The organism is Comamonas denitrificans (assembly GCF_042654745.1).
Classification (GTDB): Bacteria; Pseudomonadota; Gammaproteobacteria; order Burkholderiales; family Burkholderiaceae_C; genus Comamonas; species Comamonas denitrificans.
This window is the reverse complement of record NZ_JBHSEY010000014.1, coordinates 39,198-61,841: the sequence shown is the minus strand read 5'-3', so window position 1 is coordinate 61,841 and position 22,644 is coordinate 39,198. Positions and strand designations below refer to the sequence as shown.

General features: G+C 62.8%; 17 protein-coding genes. 10 read left to right on the top strand and 7 right to left on the bottom strand.

The genetic code is table 11. The annotated features are described in order from the left end of the window. Positions 1-14 precede the first annotated feature (14 nt). Positions 15-488: an ATP synthase subunit I gene (locus ACFO24_RS03750; RefSeq protein WP_377736903.1), complete on the bottom strand. Its 474-nt coding sequence runs from the start codon at positions 486-488 to the stop codon at positions 15-17. Between the two features lie 207 nt (positions 489-695). On the opposite strand from ACFO24_RS03750, the gene ACFO24_RS03745 reads away from it, so the two are divergent. Both ACFO24_RS03745 and lipB read left to right on the top strand, forming a co-directional pair. Beyond that, complete coding sequence (locus tag ACFO24_RS03745; protein ID WP_377736902.1) at positions 696-986, top strand: YbeD family protein; 291 nt, start codon at positions 696-698, stop codon at positions 984-986. After that, positions 986-1,699 carry a lipoyl(octanoyl) transferase LipB gene (lipB, locus tag ACFO24_RS03740; protein ID WP_377736901.1) on the top strand — a complete coding sequence of 238 codons (714 nt, stop codon included), beginning with the start codon at positions 986-988 and terminating at the stop codon, positions 1,697-1,699. Before ACFO24_RS03745 ends, lipB begins: the two co-directional genes overlap by 1 nt. Positions 1,700-1,846: 147 nt before the next feature. On the opposite strand, the gene secF is transcribed toward lipB, so the two are convergent. Genes secF through yajC form a run of 3 tightly spaced genes read right to left on the bottom strand, consistent with a single transcriptional unit; the run spans position 1,847 to position 5,137 of the window. Further along, entirely contained in the window at positions 1,847-2,797 is a 951-nt protein-coding gene (secF, locus tag ACFO24_RS03735; RefSeq protein ID WP_377736900.1) for a protein translocase subunit SecF, read from the bottom strand. An 11-nt stretch (positions 2,798-2,808) separates the two neighbouring features. Beyond that, positions 2,809-4,752 carry a protein translocase subunit SecD gene (gene secD / locus ACFO24_RS03730; protein ID WP_377736899.1) on the bottom strand — a complete coding sequence of 648 codons (1,944 nt, stop codon included), beginning with the start codon at positions 4,750-4,752 and terminating at the stop codon, positions 2,809-2,811. A gap of 58 nt (positions 4,753-4,810) precedes the next feature. Next, positions 4,811-5,137, bottom strand: coding sequence for a preprotein translocase subunit YajC (gene yajC, locus ACFO24_RS03725; protein ID WP_207575661.1), 327 nt, complete (start codon positions 5,135-5,137; stop codon positions 4,811-4,813). Positions 5,138-5,449: 312 nt separating this feature from the next. On the opposite strand from yajC, the gene ACFO24_RS03720 reads away from it, so the two are divergent. Continuing rightward, on the top strand, positions 5,450-6,124 hold the full coding sequence (locus ACFO24_RS03720) for a response regulator (protein WP_207575660.1): 675 nt from the start codon (positions 5,450-5,452) through the stop codon (positions 6,122-6,124). Here ACFO24_RS03720 and ACFO24_RS03715 read toward each other — a convergent pair whose 3' ends face one another. The 3 genes from ACFO24_RS03715 to ACFO24_RS03705 all read right to left on the bottom strand — a co-directional run bounded on the left by ACFO24_RS03715 (position 6,125) and on the right by ACFO24_RS03705 (position 8,585). Beyond that, positions 6,125-6,610 carry an FKBP-type peptidyl-prolyl cis-trans isomerase gene (locus tag ACFO24_RS03715; RefSeq protein ID WP_207575659.1) on the bottom strand — a complete coding sequence of 162 codons (486 nt, stop codon included), beginning with the start codon at positions 6,608-6,610 and terminating at the stop codon, positions 6,125-6,127. Between the two features lie 70 nt (positions 6,611-6,680). Continuing rightward, positions 6,681-7,736 (bottom strand): pirin family protein, encoded by a 1,056-nt coding sequence (locus ACFO24_RS03710; RefSeq protein WP_377736898.1) that lies wholly within the window; start codon positions 7,734-7,736, stop codon positions 6,681-6,683. 297 nt (positions 7,737-8,033) lie between these two features. After that, positions 8,034-8,585 (bottom strand): DUF1439 domain-containing protein, encoded by a 552-nt coding sequence (locus ACFO24_RS03705; protein ID WP_377736897.1) that lies wholly within the window; start codon positions 8,583-8,585, stop codon positions 8,034-8,036. Positions 8,586-8,809: 224 nt separating this feature from the next. On the opposite strand from ACFO24_RS03705, the gene ACFO24_RS03700 reads away from it, so the two are divergent. The 7 genes from ACFO24_RS03700 to ACFO24_RS03670 all read left to right on the top strand — a co-directional run bounded on the left by ACFO24_RS03700 (position 8,810) and on the right by ACFO24_RS03670 (position 22,643). Next, positions 8,810-9,493 (top strand): ProQ/FINO family protein, encoded by a 684-nt coding sequence (locus ACFO24_RS03700; protein WP_207575656.1) that lies wholly within the window; start codon positions 8,810-8,812, stop codon positions 9,491-9,493. A gap of 239 nt (positions 9,494-9,732) precedes the next feature. Further along, positions 9,733-10,446 (top strand): MOSC domain-containing protein, encoded by a 714-nt coding sequence (locus ACFO24_RS03695; RefSeq protein WP_377736895.1) that lies wholly within the window; start codon positions 9,733-9,735, stop codon positions 10,444-10,446. Between the two features lie 13 nt (positions 10,447-10,459). Further along, complete coding sequence (gene recC, locus ACFO24_RS03690; protein WP_377736894.1) at positions 10,460-14,068, top strand: exodeoxyribonuclease V subunit gamma; 3,609 nt, start codon at positions 10,460-10,462, stop codon at positions 14,066-14,068. 10 nt (positions 14,069-14,078) lie between these two features. Further along, a complete protein-coding gene (locus ACFO24_RS03685) occupies positions 14,079-17,612 on the top strand; it encodes a helicase-related protein (RefSeq protein WP_377736892.1) in 3,534 nt (1,177 codons plus the stop codon). Positions 17,613-17,645: 33 nt separating this feature from the next. Beyond that, the gene (locus ACFO24_RS03680) at positions 17,646-19,073 is read left to right on the top strand and encodes an AAA family ATPase (protein WP_377736891.1); all 1,428 of its coding nucleotides are present in this window, start codon (positions 17,646-17,648) and stop codon (positions 19,071-19,073) included. 2 nt (positions 19,074-19,075) lie between these two features. Next, a complete protein-coding gene (locus ACFO24_RS03675; protein ID WP_377736889.1) occupies positions 19,076-19,666 on the top strand; it encodes a retron system putative HNH endonuclease in 591 nt (196 codons plus the stop codon). A gap of 28 nt (positions 19,667-19,694) precedes the next feature. Next, a complete protein-coding gene (locus ACFO24_RS03670; RefSeq protein WP_377736888.1) occupies positions 19,695-22,643 on the top strand; it encodes a DUF1156 domain-containing protein in 2,949 nt (982 codons plus the stop codon). Position 22,644: the final 1 nt, after the last annotated feature.

Here is a 22,644-nt window from a genome sequence, read left to right as displayed (position 1 = left end):
GTACAACTCTTCCCTCAAATATCAGTGGTTTTAGGAGCACTGGCCCGCCCTGTAAACAAGGCCAGCCAATAAGTTTTCATTACCAAGACCAAACCGGCCAGCAGCGCCAACCAATTCAGATCACTTACCAAGCGCGGAGCCGCTGCCAACATGGCAATGCACAGCACCAGCTTCACCAATTCCCAGCCAAAAAGCCGCGCAATAGCTGCACCGGCATGAGTGGCTTGGCGCCCGAGGGCCCGGGCAAAAACCACTGTCGGGAGCAAAATTGCCAACCCGCCGTAGCCTGCCGAGCGCCCTGCCGCTGCACCTGCAATCAGCCAAGCAACCAAAGCAACCAGCAACGTTACCACGCACTGGCTAGCAATCAAACGACCCACCGATAATTGGGGGTTACGCTGACGCCATGCTTGCGCCTCTTGCGCATTTAAGGGCTTGAATTGTGACTCTTGAGCCTCAAATTCCGAATCCTGAGTCCATTGATCCATGGTGTTGAACTGTCCTCAGTGCAGTTGGAACTTTTTACAAAATCCTCTGATTATACGTAGAAACCCCGGCAGGTTGGGGCCATTATTGGCCGCTGGTACGTGTTTCTACCCAATACTCACCCCGTTGGGGGCTGTTCAACGCCAGGCCAGCCATGCTGCCAAGCACGGCACTGGCGAGGCCCCCTGTTTTGATTCAAAGAATTTCTTATGCCTGCTACAGAGACTGCTGCCCATCCGCGCAAGGACTCGTTGATCGAGTACCCCAGCCTTTTCCCTATCAAAGTCATGGGGTTGCATACCGAGGATTTGGTCCACACTGTTCACCAAATTGCAAAACAGTTTGACCCTTTTTACGATGAAAAAACCGTCGAATTGCGCCCCAGCAGTGGCGGGAAATACTTGGGTGTAACCATTACCGTCACGGCCACCAGCCGCGAGCAATTGGACAACTTGTACTTGGCCCTCACGGGCCACCCCAGCGTCAAAGTGGTGCTCTGATGCAAGCCAGCGCTCCTGCCGCCCTGGACATTCGCTTTCTTGGCCGGGTGGATTACGCCTGCGCCGTCGCTGCCATGCAAAGCATGACCGCAGCGCGTGGGCCGCACACGCCCGATGCGCTGTGGCTGTGCGAGCACCCACCCACCTTTACCCAAGGGCTGGCCGGCAAGGCCGAGCATGTGCTGACTGCAGGCAGCATCCCCGTGGTGGCCACCAACCGGGGCGGGCAGGTGACGTACCACGGCCCTGGGCAGGTGGTGGCCTACCCTTTGCTTGATTTTCAACGCCGGGGGTACTTTGTGAAAGAGTACGTCCACCGCCTCGAAGAGGCCACGATCCGCACCCTGGCGCACTTTGGCATTACGGGCCACCGCGTGGCCGGTGCCCCCGGCATTTATGTGCGCCTGGACGATCCGGCCAGCCATGCCGCGTTGCCCCAGCGCCCCCAGCGGCGCTTACCAGGCAGCGCCGCGCCGCAGCCCGACTTCACCGGCCTGGGCAAGATCGCAGCACTGGGCATCAAGGTCAGCCGCCACTGCAGCTACCACGGTTTAGCACTGAACGTGGCGATGGATTTGGAGCCTTTCCAACGCATCCATCCCTGCGGTTATTTGGATTTGGCCACGGTCGATATGCGCCGCTGTGGCGTGGCAACAGATTGGGCAGACGTGGCGGTGGTACTGGCCCAGCAGCTGCAAGCTTTATTAAATTAATAGCTGGTTGCGCTTTATTTGAATAGATTAACTACTGTTTTAATCAAAAATTGCGATAAATAAAGCGCTTACAGCTATCAATAAAAAACCCCTGCACCGCTTAAAGTGCAGGGGTTTTTGATGGAACAAGGCGTTCTTGGCGCGTTGTTAAACCACGGCCCCTGCGTTGGGGTCGTTGGGATCGTGGCTTTCTTTCTTGGTTTTGACCAAATCCTCGCGCTTGACACCCAGCCACATGACCAGGGCCGAGCCGACAAAGATGGACGAGTAAATGCCAAACACGATGCCAATCGTCAGCGCCAGCGCAAAGTAGTGCAGGCTGGGGCCACCGAAGAAGAGCATGGCCAGCACCACCGCCTCGGTCGATGCGTGGGTGATGATGGTGCGGCTCATGGTGGAAGTGATGGCGTGGTCGATCACGGCTGGGGTGCTGATGTTGCGTGTCTTGCGGAATTTTTCGCGGATGCGGTCGAACACCACCACCGATTCGTTTACCGAGTAGCCCAGCACGGCCAGCACACCGGCCAGCACGGACAGCGAAAACTCCCACTGGAAGAAGGCAAAAAAGCCCAGGATGATGACCACGTCGTGAAAGTTGGCGAACGCAGCGGACACGCCAAACTTCCATTCAAAGCGAAACGCCAAGTAGATGATGATGCCCAGCATCACCACGCCCAGCGCCAGCAGGCCGTTGGTCATGAGCTCCTCGCCCACCTGGGGGCCGACGAATTCGGTGCGGCGCAGCTCCACCCCGGCATCCTGGGCGCGCAGTGCGGTGAGGACTTGCTCGCTTTGCTGAGCGGAGGTAACGCCCTTTTGCACCGGCAGGCGGATCATCACATCGCGGGCGGTGCCAAAGTTTTGCACCACCACGTCGCGGTAGCCCAGGCTGCCCACAGTCTCGCGCACCTTGGGCAGGTCGGCCGCCTGGGTGTAGGACACCTCCATGACGGTGCCGCCGGTGAACTCCACCGACAGGTGCAGTCCACGCGTGACCAGGAAGAACACGGCCAGGACGAAGGTCAGAATTGAAATCACGTTGAAAATCAACGCGTATTTCATGAAGGGAATGTCTTTGCGGATGCGGAAAAACTCCATCTCATCCTCCTTTAGGGTTGGTCGGTCTTGGCCGGGGACTGCAGCGGCGAGGTGGCAATCGAAGCCAGCGATGCGCCGGTGGGAGCGGTATCCGCCTCTGGCTCTGGCTTCCAGACTTGGCCGATGGACAGGCTCTTGAGCTTTTTCTTGCCGCCGTACCACAGGTTCACCAGGCCGCGCGAGAAGAACACCGCCGAGAACATGCTGGTGGCAATGCCGATGCAGTGCACCACGGCAAAGCCGCGCACCACGCCCGAGCCAAAGGCCAGCAGGGCCAGACCGACGATCAGCGTCGTCAAGTTGGAGTCCAAGATGGTCGCCCAAGCCCGGTCGTAACCGGCGTGGATGGCTTGCTGGGGCGAGAGGCCGGCGCGCAGCTCTTCGCGAATGCGCTCGTTGATGAGCACGTTGGAGTCAATGGCCACGCCAATGGCCAGCGCCATGGCGGCAATGCCGGGCAGGGTCAAGGTGGCTTGCAGCATGGACAGCACGGCCATCAAGAGCAACACGTTTACGCCCAAAGCGATGGCGGAGAACACGCCAAACAGCGCGTAGTAGGCGCACATGAAGACGGCAATGGCCACCATGCCCCAGACCACAGAGTCAATGCCGCGCTGGATGTTATCGGCGCCCAGGCTGGGGCCGATGGTGTATTCCTCAATGATGTCCATGGGTGCGGCCAGCGAACCTGCCCGCAGCAGCAGCGCGGTGTCGCTGGCTTCTTGCGCCGTCATGCGGCCCGAGATTTGTACCCGGCCGCCGCCGATTTCGCTGCGGATGACCGGGGCGGTGACCACTTCGCCCTTGCCTTTTTCAAACAAGATGATGGCCATGCGCTTGCCAATGCTCTCGCGCGTGATGTCTTTGAAAACGCGCGCGCCTTTGGCATCAAGCACCAGGTTCACGGTGGGCTCTTGCGTTTGGCTGTCAAAGCCGGGCTGGGCATCGGTCAGGTTCTCACCGGTCAGGATGACCTGCTTGTACACGATCACGGCCTGGCCGTTGCGGTCCAGGTAGCGCTCGGCACCAAAGGGCACCGGCGCGGTGCCCAGTTCAGCGGCGCGGCCTTCGGAGGACTCATCCACCATGCGCAGCTCCAGCGTGGCGGTGCGGCCCAAGATGTCCTTGGCCTTGGCGGTGTCCTGCACGCCGGGCAGTTGCACCACGATGCGATCCAGGCCTTGTTGCTGGATCACCGGCTCGGCCACGCCCAGCTCGTTGATGCGGTTGTGCAAGGTGGTGATGTTTTGCTTGAGCGCCTGCTCCTGCACTTTGCGCAGGGCTTCGGGCTTGATGCTGGCGCGGATGCGCTGCTCGCTGCCACTGCCCAGCACCTGGGCTTGCAGGTCGGGCAGTTGGTCGGTGATCAGGTTGCGGGTGGCGGTGATGTCGGCCTCGTTGCGCAAACGGATTTCTACGGTTTGCCCATCCCGGGTGATGCCGCCATGGCGGATGCCCTTGTCCCGCAGCATGGTGCGCAAGTCACCCGCCAGGGATTCTGTCTTTTTGGTCAGCGCAGCGTCCATGTCCACCTGCAGCATGAAGTGCACGCCGCCGCGCAGGTCCAGCCCCAGGTACATGGGTTGGGCCCCCAGGGCCGAGAGCCAGGCGGGGGTGCGCGGCACCAGGTTCAGCGCCACGATAAACATCGGGTCCGTGGGGTCGGTGATGAGCGCTTTTTCAATGGCATCTTTGGCCTTGAGCTGCTCGTCGGGCGTGGCGAACCGGGCGCGAACCGAGTTGCCTTCCAGCCCCAGGGTGTCGGGCGTTACGCCGGCCGCTTGCAAGGCCGCTTCCACCTGTTTCAAGGTGCTCAGATCAACTTTGAGGGTGGCTTTGGCCGACGACACCTGCACGGCAGGGGCCTCGCCAAAAAAATTGGGCAGGGTGAAGATCACCCCAATCAGCAACGCTATCCCTAAGATAGCGTACTTCCAGAATGGATAACGATTCATAACGGCGCGAGGGTCAAGGCCTGCAGTGCGCTGCAGGACAGCGCCCCTGCAGCCGGGATTATTTCAAAGAGCCTTTGGGCAAGACTTGCGTCACGGCTTGGCGCTGCACTTGCACTTTCACGCCGCTGGCAATTTCGATAAACAGGTGCTGCTCGTCCAGATCGGCCACACGGCCCAGCAAGCCACCGGCGGTGACCACTTCATCCCCTTTGGCCAGCGCCTCCACCATGGCACGGTGCTCTTTTTGGCGTTTCATTTGCGGCCGGATCATGATGAAGTACAGGGCCACAAACATCAGCGCCAGCGGCAAGAACTGACCCAGCTGGCTCATGATGTCGCCACCGGCAGCGGGGGCAGTTTGGGCAAAAGCAGAAGAAATAAACACAAAAGACTCCACAAAAAAAGAGGGGGGGTAACGGGCAAGACAGTGCCCTCAGCGGGCCAGCCCAAGGCTTTGCTACAAACCCTTCATTGTAGGGCCACGCCTTTGGCGGCCACAAAAATCAACGCTATCTAACGAAGCCGGTCATGCCAAACGCACAAAAGCCAGCAAGGGTTTGTACTAGGTTTTTTTACGGAATGGCGCAGCGCATTGAAAAATCTGGCCTGAAAGCTATTTTTCTCTGCAGGCAAGGCCGACACGGTGACACCGATCCCCCCTACACTTGCGCCCGCAATTTGTAAGGAGACGATAAGTATGCGCATTTTGATTGCCGAAGATGACCAAGTCCTGGCGGATGGCTTGCTGCGCAGCTTGAGAACCTCTGGCGCCGTGGTGGATCACGTGGCCAACGGCGCCGAGGCCGATACCGCCTTGGTCACGCACAACCATTTTGACCTGCTGATTTTGGATTTGGGCTTGCCGCGCATCCATGGGCTGGAGGTGTTGCGCCGCCTGCGCAGCCGTGGTGACAGCCTGCCGGTGCTGATTTTGACGGCCGCCGATGCCGTGGAAGAGCGCGTCAAAGGCCTGGACTTGGGGGCCGACGACTACATGGCCAAGCCCTTTAGCCTGCAAGAGCTGGAGGCGCGGGTGCGGGCCCTGGCCCGCCGGGGCATGGGCAACTCCACCAGCACCATCAAGCATGGCCCGCTGACCTACGACCAAGCGGGCCGCGTGGCCACCATTGACGGCAAGATGGTCGAGCTGTCCGCCCGCGAGCTGGGCCTGCTGGAGGTGCTGCTGCAGCGCGCGGGCCGCTTGGTCAGCAAAGAGCAATTGGTCGAGCGCCTGTGCGAGTGGGGCGAAGAGGTGAGCAACAACGCCATCGAGGTCTATATCCACCGCCTGCGCAAAAAGATTGAAAAAGGCCCCATCCGTATCGCCACGGTGCGGGGCCTGGGGTATTGCCTGGAAAAAATTCCGGGTTGATCAGTGGTGGTGCCCGTGGCCGCCATGCACGTGGCGGTGGGCGATTTCTTCGGCAGTGGCCGCACGCACCTCGGTCACGCTGGCGGTAAAGCGCAGGGCTTTGCCCGCCAGGGGGTGGTTGCCGTCGAGCAGCACCACGGGGCCTTTGATTTTCACGACGTTGTACACCTGCGGCTCGCCTTGGTCGTTGCTGCCGCGCAGCTGGCCGCCGACTTTCACGCCGGGGGGAAAATCGCCTTTGGGGATGGTGCGCTTGAGGCTGTTGTCAATGGCACCAAAGGCATCTTCAACGGCCAGGTCCACGGTCACGCTGTCGCCCACGGTTTTTTCGGCCAGGGCCGCTTCCACTTTCGGAAAAATATTTTCATACCCGCCGTGCAGGTAGGCCATATGGCCTTTGTCCAGCAGTTTCAAGGCGCTGCCATTGGGCAGCAATTCATGCACGGTGTAGCGCAGGGTGACGGCGGTGTCTTGGGTAATTGGCATGGGATGGTGGGTGAAAACAAAACAAGGCGGCCATTGTCGCTGATGCCAACGCTGGGCCACTGGAGGGGGATTAGGCCGCTGCTGGGGGGCGCTCATCCTCGGTTTTTCCGGGGCGACGGGCAAAGCGCCGGGGCACGGGGCCGTGTACGGGGGCGCTTTCTGGCCAGGGCCAGCCACCGAACTGGGTGCGGCGGTAGTCGCTGATGGCTTGGTGGATTTCGGCCTCGGTGTTCATCACAAAGGGGCCGTAGCGGGCCACGGGCTCGTCAATCGGCACGCCTTGCAGCAGCAGCAAGGCGGCGGTTTGCTGGCCAGTGTTGTGCAGTTGCACGGCGTGCTGGCTGTCTAATTGAAGAGCTGTTTGCGCTTGCTCTGCTTTGTTTTCAATACTTAAACTATCACCTTCATACCAATAAAGTACGCGTCCAACTTCTTTATTGGTAGCAGCAGGCAGCTGCCACTGCGCCCCAGGGGCCAGTTCGATGATCCACACGGCCACATCGCTGCCGGCTTGGGCGGCCCACGAGGCCGGTGGTGGCGGCAAGGGTGCTTCAGCCCCCGGCAAGGGGCCCGCGACCACGGTGACGGTGGTGGTGTGGCCGGCTGCGTCGTGGTGGTGCAGGCGGGGGATGGTCTCGTTCCAGTACATGGTGAAGTGGGCGGGGTCCATCTTGTGGCTGGCGGGCAGGTTCAGCCAGATTTGGAAGAGCTGCAGCGGGTTGGGCCGATCGGTGTGCAGCAGGGGAAACATCTCGGTGTGCTGCACGCCGCTGCCCGCCGTCATCCACTGCACGTCGCCTTCGCCAAAGCGGGCCATGGCCCCGAGCGAGTCGGCGTGGTCGAGCATGCCCTGGCGCACCAGGGTGATGGTTTCAAACCCCCGGTGCGGGTGCACGGGGAAGCCCGGCACGGTGTGGCCGTGGTACATGTTCCAGCCGTCTTGGCCGCTGAAGTCATGGCCCAGATTGCGCCCGGTGAGCAGGGCCGCATCGGGGCCATACGCGCCATTGCCCTTTGGGTAGGCATCCAGGTGGTGGGCACAGAATAAAAAGGGGTTCATGCACGGCCATTGGCTGCCCAGGGGCAGGCGGCGCAGGATGGGGGAGGAGGAGGAGGAGGAGGACATCAGCAAACCTTTCAAACCAGCGCCAGCCCCAAAACACTGAGAACGTGTTCATGGTCTCGAATGAAGGTGTGGGGGATGCGGTTCGGGATGGGTTGCGAGGCGCAAACCACAGCAATAGCTTGGCTATTGCGAGGATTTGCAACGACGCAGACCGCCCGAAGCCGCGCCCGCACACCCATGAGGAGATCGTGAACACGTTCTGAGGGCCGCGCGTGATGAATAGTTGCAGCTTCAGCGCAGTTTTACTAGGGCCGCAATGCACAACACACTGTTGCCAGAAAAGCGCCGTGGGGTGCGTTAGGAGCTTACTGAATGCAAAGCGATGCGCAGACCATCGGCGTGCACCGTGATGTCGCCCACCGCCAGATGCAAGTGGCTTAGTTGCTGTTGCTGCTCAGCGCTCAAGGTGTACAGCGGCCAGTTTTGCAGCACGTGTTCGACCACATACGGGCCGTAGGCGCTGAACATTTGCGCCAACGCTTCGGGGGCTCCATCCAAGCGCATTTGCTGCACTTGCACCTGCTGGGCCTGTACGCTGGCGGTGGCCGCATCGAAGACCAGGGTGCAGCGCAGGCTGACCGCTCCGGTGTACACCTTGCCCAGCGCGGGGCCGGACAGCGCCGCTTGCAGCAGGGCCTCGATTTGCTGGGTTGGGGGGTGCAGGGTCAGCACCGGCTGGGCCAGACTCAATTGCAACAACCCCGCCAGGGGCAAGTCATGCGGAAAACGCCGCTGCAGGGCCGCCTCGATGGTTTCAGTGCCAATGAGCCACTGCGTGGGTACCGCCGGGCTGCAGGCGGCAAGCAAGGCCCCCAACGGCAGCACAGCAAGGAAAGAACGGCGTTGCATGACAACTCTTTTGTAAAAGGCAATGTGAAAGGCGATGGCAGAGTGCGCCGGGGCTTGCGGCCGGGGTTGGACCTGCAGGCCCTCCAAGATGTCGGCCAGTGTGTTTATTTCAAGGGGCTTTTGACCGATTCAGCCTGAAAAAATCGCGCTCACCCGCGCAAACAGCCTAATGCTGGCATCATCGCGGGCTTTGGTTTTTTCTTTGCAGCCTTGGCTGCCCGCCCATGACTGATACCACCGCTGCTGCTGCCTCGCCCGAGGCCTCGACCTTGCCCCCCGCCAACACGGCCGCCGTAAAGCGGGGCCCGCACCCCGTTTTGCTGCAATTGGCGCAGCTGTACCCGGCCCTGTTTGGGGCCACCGTGCAGCCGCTCAAACGCGGCATTTTTCAAGACCTGCTGGCCGCCCATGGCGAGACGCTGGACAAAGCCGGGCTGAAAGTGGCCATGGCCATCCACACCCGCTCCACCCGCTACCTGCAGGCCGTGGCCAGCGGGGCGCAGCGCCATGATTTGCAAGGCAATGCGGTCGAACCCATGGCCCCCGAGCATGTCCTGCACGCCGTGCTGGAAGTGTTCAAACGCCGCAAACCCCGCCCCGGCGAGACGGTCGAAGAGCAGCAACAGCGCCTGCAACGGCGCATTGCCCAGCTCTTTATGGACAGCGGCCTGACGCGCGAAGCGTTTTTAGAGCGGGCCAACACCAAAGAGCCCAAGGCGCTGGAGACCATCACCGCCGCGCTGGACTACGCCGCCGAGCAAGATGCCCGCGCCGAAGCCGTGCAGCGCTCCTTTGCGGCCAGCGGCGCGGCCACCCCGGCCGCCTTTGCCCAGATGTACGGCATGCACCCCAAAGCCGTTGAGCGCCAACTGGCCCGCGCCGCGCAGCTGCAAAACCTGCAGTCTTAGAACGTGTTCACGCTCTGCGCGCGAAGGGGTGCGGGATGCGGATCGGGATGGGCTGCAAGGCGCAAACCACAGACATAGCCGTAGCTATGGCGAGGATTTGCAACGCCGCAGACCGCCCGAGGCCGCGACTGCACACCCGCGAGGAGAGCGTGAACACGTTCTGAAGCCACCCCCAACGCCACAACACCGCCCTGGGCGGTGTATGGTTTGCGCAGTTTGACTTTGCCCACTGCTGCGCTATGACTTCCACGCTTCTTGGCACCCTGCACACCGTTTTGCGGGGCCGCGCCCGCCCCTATGCCCGATTCGATGGCCGCCCCGGTGGCATGAGCGGCATCGACAAGCACCCCGTCACCGGCCCCGTTACCCTCACCGCCCAGGGGCTGGAGGGCGATGAGCAGGGCGACCGCAGCGTACACGGCGGGCCGGACAAGGCCATCCACCACTACGCTTGGGAGCATTACGCCACCTGGCAAGCCGAACTGGGCGACCTGCCAGTGCTGCGCCAGCCGGGGGCCTTTGGCGAAAACTTTTCCACCACCGGCATGACCGAGGCCAGCCTGTGCTGGGGCGACCGCGTGCGTGTGGGCAGCTGCCTGCTGGAGCTGGCCCAAACCCGCCAGCCCTGCTGGAAGCTCAACACCCGCTTTGGCCACGCCCACATGGCCCGGCAGGTGCAAACCACCGGGCGCACCGGCTGGTACTGGCGCGTGCTTGAAGGCGGGCAGGTGCAGGCGGGCGATGCGCTGTATTTGCGCGAACGCCCCCACCCCGATTGGCCACTCACCCGCGTGCTGCAAGTGCTCTACCACCAGTGCTTGGACAGCGCCAGCCTGCACGCCCTGGCGCAATTGAATCTCCCCCCGTCCTGGCAGCGCCTGGTGCAGGGGCGGCTGCAGCGCCTGCAGGTCGAGGACTGGGACAAGCGCCTAGAGGGTGCGCACGATGCATAAGGCCCACCCCCCAATGACCAGCCCGCCCCTGACCCCCGGCTTTCTCGCCCTGCACGGCAACTGCGCCGAAACCCTGGCCCAGGCCCTGATCGACTGGAGCAGCGCCCACCCCCTGGGCCCGCTGGAGCAAGAAGTCGTTTTAGTGCAAAGCAACGGCACGGCCGAATGGTTCAAGATGCTGCAAGCCCAGCACCAAGGCATTTGCGCGGCCACGCGGGTGGAGCTGCCCGCACGGTTTTTGTGGCGCAGCTGGCGGCAAATTTTGGGGCCGCAGCGCGTGCCCAGCCTCTCGCCGCTGGATGAGCAGCCCATGGCCTGGCGGCTGATGCGCCTGCTGCCCACCTGCCTCGCATTGCCGGCCTTTGCCCCCATCGCCCGCTTTTTGCGCGACGACCAGCCCCAGCGCCTGCTGCAATTGGCCAGCCGCCTGGCCGACTTGTTTGACCAGTACCAGGTCTACCGCAGCGACTGGCTGCTGGCCTGGGAGGCCGGGCGCGACCACCTGCCCGGCTTGCCCGGCCAACCCGACACCCCCCTGCCCGAAGGCCAGGAATGGCAACCCCCCCTGTGGCGGGCCGTGCTGGCCGACCTGACGGCGCAAGAGCGCAGCGTCACCCGCCCGGCCCTGCGCCAGCAGGTGCTCGATGCCTTGCGCACCGCCGACATTGGCAGCCTGCCCATTGCCCGGCGCGTGCTGCTACTGGGGCTGACCCAGGTGCCGCTGGAGATGCTGGAATTTCTCCAGGCCATCGCCCGCCACAGCCAAGTGATTCTGGCCGTGCCCAACCCCTGCCGCTACCACTGGGCCGATGCCATCGACGGGCGCGAACTGCTGCGCCAGCAGCGCCGCCGCCATCCCAACCGGGGGCAGGATTTGGCCACCGTCTCGCTGGAGGCCATGCACGCCCACGCCCACCCCTTGCTCATGGCCTGGGGGCGGCAAAGCCGGGACTACGTGCGCTTGCTCGATGATTTAGAGAGCAGCACCCGCTTAGCACAAGCCATTTCTCGGATTGATATCTATGACGAAGCGCCTAATGACCAAGGCAGCCTGCTAGAACAAGTGCAGCGCAGCATTCGCGACCTGCTGCCGCTGGCCGAACACCCCAAGGCCACCCAGCCGCAGCACTGCATCGCGGCGGCCGACCAATCCATCGTCCTGCACAGCGCCCACAGCCTGGTGCGCGAACTGGAAGTGCTGCACGACCACCTGCTCACCCTGTTGGCCGCACCGCCCCCTGCCGGGCAGGCCCCGCTGCAGCCGCGCAACATCATCGTCATGCTGCCGGACATTGCCGCGGCCGCCCCGGCCATTCGCGCCGTGTTTGGCCTGCACGCACACAACGACCCGCGCCGCATCCCCTTTGCCATTGCCGACCTGGCCGCCCAGGCCCACAGCCCCCTGGTCGTGGCCTTGCAATGGCTGCTGCGCCTGCCGCAGCAGCGCTGCCATTTCAGCGATCTGGCCAGCCTGCTGGACGTGCCCGCCGTGGCCGCCCGCCTGGGCCTGGACCCGGCCGATGCCCCGCAACTGCGCCACTGGATGGCGCAAGCAGGCATCCGCTGGGGGCTGAACGCCGAGCACCGCCGCCAGCTCGATCTGGCCGCCTGTGGCGACACCAACAGCGCCTGGTTTGGCCTGCAGCGCATGCTGCTGGGCTATGCCAGCGGGGCCGCCCCCATCGAGCACGACGGCCTGCCCACCTGCGCCGACTGGCAGGGCATGGCCCCGCTGCCCGAGGTAGAAGGCCTCAGCGCCCACCTGGCCGGCATCTTGGCCGCCCTGCTGGCCTGCCTGCAAAACTGGTGGCAAGCAGCCCAAACCCCCGCGCCGCCCCAGGTGTGGGCCCAGCGCCTGCGCCAACTCCTGGCCGATGGCTTTAGCGCCCAAGACAGCGTCGATGCCGCCGTGCTGCAAGGGCTGGAGCACAGCCTGCAAACCTGGCTGCAAGCCTGCGAGCACGCCCGCTTTGAGCAAGCCGTGCCGCTGGAAGTGGTGCAGGCCGCCTGGCTGGCCGCCCTGCAAGCGCCCGCGCTGGAAGAGCGCTTTCACGCCGGCGGTGTCACCTTTTGCACCCTGCAACCCATGCGGGCCATTCCGTTTGAGGTGGTCTGCCTGCTGGGCATGAACGATGGCGACTACCCGCGCCGCGCCAGCAAAAACGGCTTTGACCTGATGCAACACCCCGGCCAAACCCGCCCCGGCGACCGCGCCCGCAACGATTACGACCGCCAGCTCATGCTCGATGCCCTGCTCTCGGCCCGCCGCCAGCTCTACCTCAGCTGGGCCGGTCACAGCGTGCGCGACAACAGCCCCCAGCCCCCCTCGGTGCTGGTGGCACAGCTGCGCGACTACCTGGCCGCCGGGTGGCAGGGCGAAGACCCCGCCCAGCCCGGCCGCCCTGGCGGCGATGTAGTGGCCCAGCGCAGCTTTCACCACCCGCTGCAACCCTTTAGCCGCCGCTACTTTGAAGTCGGCAGCCCGCTGACCACCTACGCCCGCGAATGGCAAGCCGCCCACCAGGGGGCCGATGCGCCTGCACCCGCACCCTCGCCAGCGCCCACGGCAGCAACAGCCACTACACCCGCCCCCGCCAGCACACTCCCCGCGCTGAATTTGCCCACCCTGGCCCGCTTTATGCGCCACCCGGCGCGCAGCTTTTTGCGCCAACAGTGGCAAGTCAGCTTTGAGCTGGCCGAAGACCTGCCGCTGGATGAAGAATGCTTTGCCCTGGGCGGGCTGGCCGCCTATGGCCTGGTCGAGCAACTGCAAACCACCTTGGCCGCCGCCACCCCTGCCTGGGCCAGCGCCCCCCCAACATCGCAGGCACTGAGCACCTTGCTGACACACCAGCTGCAACACCTGCAAAACGCCGGCAGCCTGCCCCTGGCTGGGCTGGGCGAACAAGAAAAAGCCGCCCTGCACGCCAGCACCAGCAGCAGCTTGCAGGCCTGGGCGCAATTGCAGCAGCGCTACCCCGTCGAAGCCCCCCACCAGGCGCTGCACATTGCGCACCAGGGCATCGTGCTGGACGACTGGCTCGATGGCCTGCGCCAACGCCATGCAGCGGCCCCGCCGGTGCGCATCAGCCTCTCGGCCAGCAAAGTGCTGCTCGGCGAGGGCAACAAAGCCCAGCCGCGTGCCGACAAACTGCTCACGCCCTACTTGCACAGCCTGGCCGCCGCCGCGTGCGGCATCGCGCTGGAGCAATGGCTGATCGGGCACGATGCCTGCCTGCACATCGCCGCCACCGACCCGGCCGAAGCCACCTCGGCCCTGCACGCCTGGCTGGCCACGTGGCAAGCGGGGCAAGCCCAGCCGCTGCCCCTGCCCTGCAAAACCGCCTTGGCCCAAGCGACCAACGGCAAACCGTGGGAAACCTACGACGGCAGCCACCACAGCGATGGCGAAGCCACCGATCTGGCCTGGGCCCGCTTCTTCCCCAACTTTGCCGCCCTGAGCGCCGACGGGCGCTTTGCCCACTACGTCGAGGCGCTCTACGCCCCGCTGGTCACCTGGGTGGCGCAATCGGTGCAGGTAATTGCGTGGGAACAACTAGAAGAGGCCTGCTGCTCGACGTTGAACCACAAGACTGGTGGTACAACCCCGGCACAGACGTAAATGAAAGCCCATGCTCAAACTAGAAGAAATCACCAAGGACGCTCAAATCACTGGATTACTCCCCGATGAGGTCGTCAAAGTAGTTAATGTTGAAGAGATTGGCCCCAACGCCCGCCTGGTGGCCTACCGCAACGCACAGGGCAAGCTGGAGGAACAGACACTTTTCCGGCAAGACGAGCACCGCCTGTCGCTAGCCGTAGCTGGCCGAGCCTGGGCTTTTGATGCCGACCCTGCGGGTTTCAAGCTGGCCCTAGAGGCCTACCGCATCAGCCTGGCGCATCTGTTCGACCCCTTGATGGCGGTACACACCTCCAACGTCGAACCCCTGCCGCACCAGATTTCCGCCGTTTACGAATCCATGCTGCCGCGCCAGCCGCTGCGCTTTGTGCTGGCCGACGATCCCGGTGCCGGCAAGACCGTGATGGCGGGCTTGCTGATCAGAGAAATGACCTTGCGTGCCGATGCCCGGCGCGTGCTCATCGTCTCGCCCGGCTCCCTGACAGAGCAATGGCAAGACGAACTGCGCGAGAAGTTCGGCCTGGACTTCGAGCTGTTCAGCCGCGAAAAACAAGAGCAGTGCCACAGCCGCAACTACTTTGCCGAACAAGACCGCTTGATTGCCCGCCTGGACCAACTCTCGCGCAACGAGGAATACCAGCAACTGCTGGCCCAGACCGAGTGGGATTTGATTGTGGTGGACGAGGCCCACAAGATGTCGGCCAACTACTTTGGCAACAAGGTTAATGAAACCGCGCGCTTTAAGCTGGGCAAGTTCTTGGGCGGTCTCACACGCCATTACCTGCTGATGACGGCCACGCCCCACAACGGCAAGGAAGAAGACTTCCAGCTCTTCATGTCGCTGCTCGACGGTGACCGCTTCTACGGCAAGTTCCGCGAAGGCGCTCATAAGGTGGACATCACCGACATGATGCGCCGCATGGTCAAGGAAGAGCTGCTGCGCTTTGATGGCAAGCCCCTGTTCCCCGAGCGTTGCGCGTACACCGTCAACTACACCCTGTCAGATGCCGAGGTGCTGCTCTACGACCAGGTTACCGACTACGTGCGCAATGAGATGGATCGTGCTGACCGGTTGGACGGCAAGCGCAAGGGCACCGTGGGCTTTGCCCTGACCCAGTTGCAGCGCCGCCTGGCCTCCAGCCCGCAGGCCATCTACACCTCCCTATCGCGCCGCCGCAAAAAGCTCGAAGCCCGTTTGGATGAGCTGCAACTCAAGGCCCGCGCCGATGTGCTGCGCGAGAACCTGGGGGAATACGTCGTCAAGCGCCAGCTCGATTTGCCCGACAACCTGGACGATGCTGCCGACGAACTCAGCGCCGAAGAATACGAAGCCGTGGCCGACCAAGTGGTGGACCAAGCCACCGCCGCCGAGACCATCCCTGAGCTGCAAGCTGAAATTCTGATCTTGCGCGAGCTGGAAAGCGCCGCCGCCTCCGTCGTGCAATCGCGCAGCGACCGCAAGTGGGAAGAGTTCTCGCGCCTGCTGCAAGACCAGCCCGAGATGCGCACCGCCGATGGCCGCCGCCGCAAAATCATCGTCTTCACCGAGCACCGCGACACCCTCAACTACCTGCTGCTGCGCATCCGCGACACGCTGGGCAGCGAACAGGCCGTGGTCACCATCCACGGCGGCATCAACCGCGACGACCGGCGCAAGGTGCAAGAAGCCTTCCGCAACGACCCCGACGTGCTGGTGTTGCTGGCCACCGATGCCGCTGGCGAAGGCGTGAACCTGCAAAACGCCAACCTCATGGTCAATTACGACCTGCCCTGGAACCCCAACCGCATGGAGCAGCGCTTTGGCCGCATCCACCGCATTGGCCAGCGTGAGGTGTGCCACCTGTGGAACCTGGTGGCAGCCCAAACGCGGGAAGGCGAAGTGTTCAAGACGCTGCTGGACAAGCTCGCTGTAGAGCACAAGGCCCTGGGTGGGCGCGTGTTCAACGTGCTGGGCGAAGCCTTTGACAACATCTCGCTCAAAGACCTGCTGATTGACGCTATCCGCTACGGCGAGCAGCCCGAAACCCGTGCCCGCATGGAGCAAGTCATCGGCCAGGCGCTAGACACCCAGCACCTGCAAGACCTGATGGCCCGCAACGCCTTGGTCGAAAACCACATGAGCTTGGATGACCTTTACGCCATCCGCGAAGAAATGGACAAGGCCGAGGCGCGCAAGCTGCAGCCGCACTTCATTAGCGCTTTTTTTCGCGAAGCCTTCCAGGTGGTGGGCGGCGAACTGCGCAGCCGCGAGGCAGGCCGCTACGAGGTGCGCCATGTACCAGCCGACGTGATAGAGCGTGACCGCGTGATTGGCCATACCCGCACCCCGGTGCTAAAAAAGTACGAACGCATCTGCTTCGACCGCGAGCGCCGCACCATTTACGGCAAGCCCACCGCCGACCTGGTCCACCCGGGCCACCCCCTCATGGCTGCCGTCACCGATCTGGTGCTGTCCAGCCACCGCAACCTGCTCAAACGCGGCGCCATCCTGGTCGATCCCCACGACGACAGCACCGCGCCGCGCGTGCTGTTCATGCTGGACCACAGCGTGCGCGAAACCGCTGCGCCCAACGGCAGCACCCCGCGCGATGTATCCCGCCGCTTGCAGTTTGTGGAAATGACGGCAGACGGCACCGCCACCCCCGCCCCCTTTGCCCGCCACCTCGATTTGGTGCCCATCACCCCCACGGAAGCTGCCCAGGTGGCCGACGTGTTGCAAGCCGACTGGGTCACGCACCACATCGAAGCCCGCGCCCTGGCCTATGCCGTGGAACACCTGGTCCCTGAGCACACACAAGAAGTCGCCAGCCGCCGCCAGCGCCAAGCCGATAAGCAACTGGCCGCCGTGCATGAGCGCCTGGTCAAAGAAATCCAATACTGGTCAGACCGCGCCATCCGCTTGGACATGGACGTGCGCGCAGGCAAGCAACCCCGACTGCAACCTGAAAACGCCCGCCGCCGTGCCGAAGAACTCAGCGCCCGCCTGAAACAGCGCACCGCCGAACTCCAAGCCATGCGCAACGTCGCCTCTGGCACGCCCAACGTCATTGGCGGGGCGCTTGTTATCCCCGCTGGGCTGCTGGCCCAGCGCAGTGGTGCGCCCGATTTCAGCGTGGATGCTGCTGCCCGCGCCCGCATCGAGCGCATTGCCATGCAAGCCGTGTTCGACGCCGAACACGCCCTGGGCCACCGCACCAAAGATGTGTCTGCCGAAAAATGCGGCTGGGACATCACCGCCTACATCGACCAGCCCGAAGGCTTGGCGCTAGAGCGCCACATCGAAGTCAAAGGCCGCGCCAAGGGGCAAGACACCATCACCGTCACCGCCAATGAAATCCGCCACGGGCTTAACCAGAAAGAAAAATTCGTGCTGGCCGTGGTGGTGGTCGATGGCGACAGCGCTGAATCGGTGCATTACATCCCCACGCCCTTTACCCAAGAACCAGATTGGGCTGAGGCCAGCAAGAACCTGGATTTGGGATTGCTGCTGGGCAAAGCCTTGGCGCCCAAGGTGTTCCATGGTTGAACAAGGCCGCCACAAATTCAGAGGGCATACGCCATGCGATTGAAAACCGTCACGCTGAAAAATTTCCGCTGCTTTGAATCCCTGACGCTAAATCTGCACCCGCGCCTGACCGTCATCGTCGGCGAAAACGGTGCCGGCAAGACAGCCGTGTTGGATGGCATCGCCAGTGGACTGAATCCAGTGCTTACCTACCTGTCATCGGCCAATCAGCGTTTAACCGGACGAGGCATCAAAGACGCAGACTTTCGTTTGCAAAGCGCTGAGGCCCCTCGTGGAAAAAAACAATGGGGAGCGGCTGATTTCGCCCAAATTCTGCTGGAAACCTATGAAGGCCTGCGCTGGGATTACTGGCGCCCCTCTGGCAACGCTCAAGGAGCAAAACCTAATGAGACCTGGGGAGAGAAGGCGCTCAAAGAGCACATCGCAACCATCGTGGCCAGCTATAAGACAGCACTGCCAGAGCTCACCCCTGTGTTTGCCTACTACGGTGCCAGCCGTGGGCACATCGAGGTGCCCGAGCGCCTGCGTTCTGCAAAACTCAATTACGAATACCCGGCAGCTGCCTTGGTGGACTGCTTCAACCCGCTCAGCGATTTTCGAGAAATGCTGGCCTGGTTTGATCTGGAAGAGTCGTCTGAGCTGCGTGAAAACAAAAATGCCACGGATGAAACCTATTCGCCGTTTCCCTCCTTAGAGGCTGTGCGCTCCACCGTGCTCTACATCCTGGGCAACGCCTACCGCAGCCCACGGTTCAATGCCAGACACAAATTTGTCTTGGAGCGCATCAGTGACGGTGCAGAAATGCAAGTCAACCAACTCAGCCAAGGCTACCAAAGCATGTTGGCACTGGCCATGGACTTTGCACGCCGCTTGGCGATTGCCAATAAATATCGCGATGAGCCGGACGCCGCATCCGCAAGCTTTATTGGTGAAAACTTGGCGCTGTTAGAGCCTTGGGATCCTGCCAATGTGCCGGGCCCATTTTTGGTGCAGCCTTTTTTAAGCGCCCCAGCCATCATGCTGGTGGACGAAATCGACCTGCACCTGCACCCATCGTGGCAGCAGCGGGTTTTGCAAGACTTGATGCGGGCCTTCCCATTGACCCAATTCATCGTCACCACCCACAGCCCCCAAGTACTGACCACCGTGCCGCGCGACAACATCCGCATTCTTGACCAGGACGAAAACGGTCGCATAGGCGTGCGCACGCCAGATTTCAGCCCGCTGGCCCATGAGTCGGGCGATGCCCTGGCCAAAATCATGGGCACCCACCGAGAGCCACCGCTGGCATTGCAAGACGACATTCGGCGCTACGAGCAATTGGTGCGCGCTGGCCAAGAGCAAACCGAAGCAGCGCAAACCTTGCGGGCAACTTTGGACAAAGCTGGCTACCAATTTCACGAAAGCGACCTCACCACCTGGCGCTTTCTGGCAGCACGCAAAGCAGGCAGGGTGAACTGACCATGGTGGAACTGCAACACCGCACCGTGCCCACACCTGCGCTGACCGCTTTCAATGCCGCCCAACCGACAGCCACCGTGGCTGACTTCAATAGCCTGGCCTTTCAATCGGTCAAGGCGGCTGTGAAGGCCGATCTGAACGCCGACCAGGCTGGCCTGTGCGTTTATTGCGAAAAACCGCTTGCGCCTACCGAAGGCCAGGTAGAACACATCAAGCCCAAGGCCGGTGCCAACGCCCACCCGCACCTGTGCTTCACCTATACCAATTACGCCCACAGCTGCATCAGCAAGAAAACCTGCGGCCAAAGTAAACGCGATCGTTTTTTGCCCATCGAACCCTCACCAGGCTGCAATGCCCAGTTTGCTTTGTCCACCGACGGCACCATCGAACCCATTGCAGGCTTAACCAAAGCCCAGCAACACACGGTGCGCCAAACCCGCGACATGCTGGGCTTGAACGCCGACTCCAATCTGGTCGATGAACGCAAGCGCTGGCTGGCACACGCCATCGCGGTATTGCAGCAAGCCCCCAACGACATCCAAGACTTTCTGCAAACAGCGCCCTACCGCTACATGTTGGCCACTGCCCTGTAAGCCAACCATCACCCGTTTTTTATCTCCCATGTCCCAAATCCGCACCCCCAAAAAACTCATCGAAGTCGCCCTGCCGCTGGACGACATCAACGCCGCCAGCGCGCGCGAAAAATCCATCCGCCACGGCCACCCCAGCACGCTGCACCTGTGGTGGGCGCGCCGCCCGCTGGCGGCTGCGCGTGCCGTCATCTTTGCCCAAATGGTGAACGACCCCGGTGGCGAGCGCGGCTACTACGCCGGCAAAACCCGCGCCCAGGCCGATGCCGAGCGCGAAGAGCTGTTCCACATCCTGCGCGACTTGGTGAAATGGGAAAACACCAACAACGAAGAAGTGCTCGCCCGCGCCCGCGCTGCCATTGCCAAAAGCTGGCGCGAGACCTGCGAGCTGAACAAAGGCAAACCCGGCTTTGACCCCGACGTGCTGCCCGCCTTCCACGACCCCTTTGCCGGTGGGGGCGCGCTGCCCCTAGAAGCGCAGCGCCTGGGGCTGGAAAGCCACGCCTCTGACCTCAACCCCGTGGCCGTGACCATCAACAAGGCCATGATTGAAATCCCGCCGCGCTTTGCGGGCCGTGCGCCGGTGGGGCCAGCCATCGAGGCCGAGCGCGGCACCAAGAAGGCGACGAAGGACGCTTTTGACGACTGGAGCGGTGCCCGCGGTCTGGCCGAAGACGTGCGCCGCTACGGCGCGTGGATGCGCGAACAGGCCCAGCAGCGCATTGGCCACCTGTACCCCTGCATTGAAGTAACTCCTGAATTAATAGCTGTAAGCGCTTTATCCACGGGCGCTAAAGGCCAAAAAGACCATCAAAACGCCGGACTGACCGGATTGCAGCCGGGCCAGCAGCTCACCGTGATTGCCTGGCTGTGGGCGCGCACCGTGAAAAGCCCCAACCCGGCCTTTAGCCATGTGGACGTTCCTCTCGCCAGCAGCTTTATTTTGAGCAGCAAGGCGGGCAAGGAAGCCTATGTGCAGCCCGTGGTGGAGGGCGACAGCTACCGTTTTGAGGTGCGCACGGGCAAGCCGCCGGAGAGTGCCAAGGCTGGAACGACAGCGGGCAAGCGCGCCGCGTTTATATGCCTGATGTCCGGGGTGCCCATTGATTACAAATACATCCGGGCGGAGGGCGCTGCGGGACGCATGGGCCAAAGGTTGATGGCCATCGTGGCGGAAGGCCAGCGAGGGCGCATTTACTTGGCCCCCACAGCTGACCAAATCGCCATTGCTGAAAGCGCCAAGCCTGTCTGGTCGCCTGAAATGGATTTGCCCAACAATCCGCGCGACTTCAAGACGCCAAACTACGGCCTGACCAAGTTTGGCGACCTGTTCACCCCCCGCCAACTGGTGGCGTTGACCACGTTTTCCGATCTGGTGCCCGAAGCCATCGCCCGCATCCGCGCCGACGCCCTGGCCGCAGGCATGGCCGACGATGGCCGAGGGCTGGATGCAGGCGGCAACGGTGCTACGGCGTATGCGGAGGCTGTGGGGGTGTATTTGGGGATTGCGCTGAGTCGTTTGACCGATATTTGCAATGCGCTATGCCGCTGGGAAAGCAGCAAAACCCAGGTGCGAAATCTGTTCGGTAGGCAATCCATCCCAATGCTGTGGGACTTCGCTGAAAACAACGTTTTTGCGGAGGCAGCGGGGGACTACGGTGTAAGCCTTGGCAACATGGTTCGTGCTCTTTTGGAGTTGCCAGCAGTTGGTGATGGTTTAGCCACCCAATCCGATGCCCAATCTCAAACCATCAGCGCGAACAAAGTCGTCTCCACCGACCCACCGTATTACGACAACATTGGCTACGCCGACCTGTCCGACTTCTTCTACGTCTGGCTGCGCCGCAGCTTGCGCCCCATCTTCCCGAATCTCTACGCCACGCTGGCTGTGCCCAAGGCCGAGGAGCTGATTGCTACGCCCTACCGCCACGGCAGCAAGCAGGCAGCAGAGGTGTTTTTTCTGGATGGCATGACAGCCGCCATGCACAACCTGGCCGCGCAGGCGCACCCGGCCTTTCCGGTCACCATCTACTACGCCTTCAAGCAAAGCGACACCTCCGAGGGCGACGGCACCCACAGCACTGGCTGGGAGACGTTTTTGGAAGCGGTATTGCGCGCCGGTTTCACCCTCACCGGCACCTGGCCCATGCGCACAGAATTGGGCAACCGCATGATTGGCTCGGGCACCAATGCCCTGGCCTCCAGCATCGTGCTGGTCTGCCGCAAGCGCGATGCCGCTGCCGAAACCATCAGCCGCCGCGACTTCCAGCGCCAGTTGCGCGAACACCTGCCCGAGGCGCTGGAAACCATGATTGGCGGCACCAGCGGCCAAAGCCCCATTGCCCCGGTCGATCTGGCCCAGGCAGCCATTGGCCCCGGCATGGCGATTTACAGCCAGTACGCGCAAGTGCTCAACCAAGACGGCACCCCCATGCGCGTCCACGACGCGCTGGTGCTTATCAACCGCGAAATCACCGACTACCTGACCCCCGACGCGGGCAGCTTTGACGCCGACACGCTGTTTGCCAACAGCTGGTTTGAGCAATACGGCTGGGCCGAGGGGCCGTTTGGCGAGGCCGATGTGCTGGCCCGTGGCAAAGGCACCAGCGTGGCCGGGGTGGCCGAGGCGGGCGTGGTGCAAAGCGGCGCGGGCAAAGTGCGCCTGCTGCGCTGGGCCGACTACCCCACCGGCTGGAACCCCGCCACCGACCACCGCGCCCCCGTGTGGGAGGCCACGCACCACCTGATTCGCGCCCTCAACACCCAAGGCGAAGCGGCAGCCGGTGCCCTGCTGGCCGCCATGCCTGACAAGGCCGAGCCGGTGCGCCAACTGGCTTACCACCTCTACACCCTGTGCGAGCGCAAAAAATGGGCCGACGACGCCCGCGCCTACAACGAACTCATCACCGCCTGGCACGCCGTGCTAGAAGCCAGCCGCGAAGAAGGCCCGCGCGGGGAGCAGATGGGGTTTGAGGCGTAGA